Origin of the sequence: Polymorphobacter sp., from assembly GCF_051860865.1 — a bacterium.
Lineage (GTDB): Bacteria > Pseudomonadota > Alphaproteobacteria > Sphingomonadales > Sphingomonadaceae > Sandarakinorhabdus.
Genome location: NZ_JBIMKZ010000135.1, coordinates 1 through 3,240 on the forward strand (window position 1 = coordinate 1; position 3,240 = coordinate 3,240).

At 71.8% G+C, this 3,240-nt stretch carries 4 protein-coding genes; all 4 read left to right on the plus strand.

Annotated elements, in window-relative coordinates; all coding sequences use genetic code 11:
• Positions 1 to 811 (plus strand): type II secretion system F family protein (locus ACTIFJ_RS15170; RefSeq protein ID WP_439534951.1); only part of this gene is annotated, 811 nt, incomplete at its 5' end.
• Positions 812 to 819: 8 nt separating this feature from the next.
• Positions 820 to 2,214 carry a tetratricopeptide repeat protein gene (locus ACTIFJ_RS15175; protein WP_439534952.1) on the plus strand — a complete coding sequence of 465 codons (1,395 nt, stop codon included), beginning with the start codon at positions 820 to 822 and terminating at the stop codon, positions 2,212 to 2,214.
• Positions 2,211 to 3,014, plus strand: a complete 804-nt coding sequence (locus ACTIFJ_RS15180) for a hypothetical protein (protein ID WP_439534953.1) — start codon at positions 2,211 to 2,213, stop codon at positions 3,012 to 3,014. The genes ACTIFJ_RS15175 and ACTIFJ_RS15180 overlap by 4 nt, the downstream gene beginning before the upstream one ends.
• The coding region (locus tag ACTIFJ_RS15185) for a prepilin peptidase (RefSeq protein ID WP_439534954.1) at positions 3,014 to 3,240 on the plus strand (227 nt) is incomplete at its 3' end. The genes ACTIFJ_RS15180 and ACTIFJ_RS15185, both read left to right, overlap by 1 nt.

The following is a 3,240-nucleotide window of genomic DNA, read 5'->3' on the forward strand; positions in this document are numbered from 1 at the left end:
CCCTTCATTGCGCACCGACCAGACCGGCTCGATCTGGGCGCGCATTGTCGCCGAGGTCGAGCGGCGTGGCCTTTCGCTCGCCGATACCAAGGCCGATCAACTGACACAGAAGCTGATCCTGGCCGGCTATGACCAGCCGTTCGCCCCCCGCGTGTTCGTCCTCACCCGCACGGTTCTGACGCTGGCGCTGCCCCTGCTGGCGTTGCTGGTGATGTCGCTCGGAGAGCAGTGGCCCAAGCCCACCACCCTCTACATGGTCATCGTCGGCCTGGCCGGCACCGGCCTCTATCTGCCGAATTTTCTCGTCAATTCACGATCCGAAGAGCGAAAGAAGGAAATCCTCAATGGCTTTCCGGACACGCTGGACCTGATGCTGGTCTGCGTCGAAGCCGGGCTCGGCATCGATGCCGCGTTCAACCGCGTCGGCTCCGAAATTGCCCGTTCGCATCCGCTTATTGCGCATCTGTTCGCCCTGGTGGCGCTCGAACTGCGCGCCGGGCGCACGCGGGAAGTGGCGCTCAGAAGCCTCGCCAAGCGCACCGCGGTCTCGGAAATCAGTGCCTTTGTCACGCTGGTCATCCAGTCGGACCGGCTGGGCGCCAGCATCGCCCAGGCGCTGCGGATCTACGCCGCTGAAATGCGTGAAAGTCGTCGGATGCGCGCCGAGGAAAAGGCCCACCGCATCCCCGTGCTGCTGTCGATCCCGCTGATCGTCTTCCTGCTGCCCACCATGGTGGCCGTGCTGATGTTGCCGGCCGCCATTCAGGTCAAGCAGGCGATGCAAAAAGCCGAAGCGACGCGGGGCAAATGAGGGCCGACATGGACCACCCTCGTCGACCCCCGCCCTCCCCGCTCCGCACGAGCCTCGCCGGCCTGACCACCGGGGCCGCCGCCACCGCCGCGCTGCTTGATGGCAGCGCTGCGCTCGCCAAGGCCGATGGGCTAAAGGCGCAGGCCGAGGCGCTGCGCGCCGCCGCCGCCGCCCGCCCGGCCCGACAGCAGCCCGCCGCTGCCTCGCTCGATGCCGGCTATGATCAGGCCAAGGCGCTGCTGGCCAGCGGCGACACCGCCGGCGCCTTGGCCGGCTTCCGCCGCGCGCTCGCCGCCGAACCGCAGTCGGTCGATGCGATGAACGGGCTGGGCATCAGCTATGACCGCATGGGCCGCCACGATATCGCGCGCGGCTGGTATGAGGCGGCGCTGGCGGTCGACCCCGAGGCCGCGCCGGTGCTCTCCAACCTCGGCTATTCACTCTATTTGCAGGGCGAATATCGCGCCGCCATCCCCTTCCTCCAGGCGGCGCTGCGCAGCAACGACCGGCTGGCGATGGCCACCGCCCAGCGGCTGCTGGCACTAGTCACCGCCGCGCTCGATGCGCCCGTCCGGAAGGGTATCGCGCCCTTCGCCACCCCGGTTGTGATGGCGGCGACCAGCGACACCACCGCCCGCTTCGGCCCCGAAGCATCTACCGAACCGGGCGCTGCCCGCATCGAATATGCCGCCAACGGCGAGGCCCGGCTGATCCTCGGCGGCGATGCCCCCGCCCCCATGCTCGTCGCCGCGCTCGGCGAGGCGGCGACCCTGGTGCTGGTCGCCGACAGCTGGACCGCCGACGACGACCGCCGGCTCGACCAGCAGGCCGCCGCCACCGCTCTGGCCGAAGCCCGAGACGCCCGGCAGCGGCTGGAAACCGCCGCACTGGTCACCATCGAACAGCCGCGCACCCGGCTGGTATTCGCCGAAGCCGCCGATCTTCGCCCGGAGCGCCCGCTGCTCGCCGCCGTCATCGACACGGCGACCACTGATCCCCGGCCAGCCACTGTAGCCCCCACAACGCAGAGGCTTCCCGCCAGCCCCTCGCTCGATGCGCTTGCCGCCCGCCCGTTGCCAGCCTCGGGTCCGACGCTGACCAGCGCCCACACCGCCCCCGGCTGGCAGCCGGGCCTGCATACCCCGTCGCGTGGCGATGTCGCCCCAGGCTGGCTGATCGCCGTCCGCCGCGGCGCGCCGACCAGCCGGGGCGGCAACGCCCCCGCCGCGCCGCTCCAGCTGCTCGGTGCCGACGGCCCGGCCCAGGCCTTCGAATGCGACGACCTTGCCCTCAACCGCTTCGCCGCCCGCCACCGCGCCGGCCCTGACGACGACGGCGCCGCCGCGCGCCAGGCCGCCATCGCGCGGCTCGAGGCGCTGATCGAGCGCGTCCACCGCGCATGAGGCGGGCGCTGCTGCTGGCGTTGCTGCTGGCGACCCCGGCGCAAGCGACCCCGGCCATCACCGCGCACACGCTATTCGACGCGGCGATCGCCGAGGGCCGGCTTCCGGCCGCCGAGGAGATCCTGCGCCGGGCGCCGATGGAAGCCGATGATCCCGAGCGGCTGGTCAGACAGGCCGAGCTGGCGATGGCTGCCGGCCGCCTGTCCGAGGCGATGGGCGGCTTTCTCGCCCTCATCGACACGCAAGCCACATCCGCCCGCGCCTGGCAGGGCCTCGGCATCGTCCGGCTGCGGCGCGGCGATGCGGCAATGGCCGCCGAGGCGCTCGACAAGGCCATCGCCCTCGACAACACCCTCGTCCGCGCCCAGATCGCACGCGGCATCGTCGCCGACCGCCAGCGGGACTGGCCGCGCGCCGACGTCGCCTATGCCGCGGCACTGGCCGCATCCCCCGACAATCCCGTGGCGCTGACCAATCGCGGCTGGTCGCGGCTGCTGCGCGGCCGCGCCGCCGAGGCCGAGGCCGATCTCGCCGCCGCGCTCGCCCGCGACCCGAAGCTCACCGCCGCCGCCAACAACCTCCGCCTCGCCCGGGCCATGCAGGGCCGCTACGACCAAGCGTTCACCGGCGCCTCACCGGAAAGCCTCGCCCAGGACCTCAACATGATCGGCTTCGCCGCCCTGTCGCGCAGTGACGACCGCATCGCCGAGGCCTATTTCCGCCGGGCGCTGGACATCAATCCGCGCCACGACCGGATCGCCGCCGCCAACCTCGCCTGGCTGGACGCCCACCGCCGATGATGCCCGACTGGCTCCCGACGGCCGTGGCGCTTGCCGCGCTCGGCTGCGTCATTGCCGCCGCCATCGAGGACCTGCGCCGCTTCGAGATCCCGGACCAGCTGTCCATCGCCCTTGTCGCGCTCGCGATCGCCTATGGCGCGCTCACCCCCGGCTTCGACTGGCTGTCGCACATCGCCGCGCCGCTGGCCGTCTTCGCCATCGGCCTGCTGCTGTTCGCCCGCGGCTG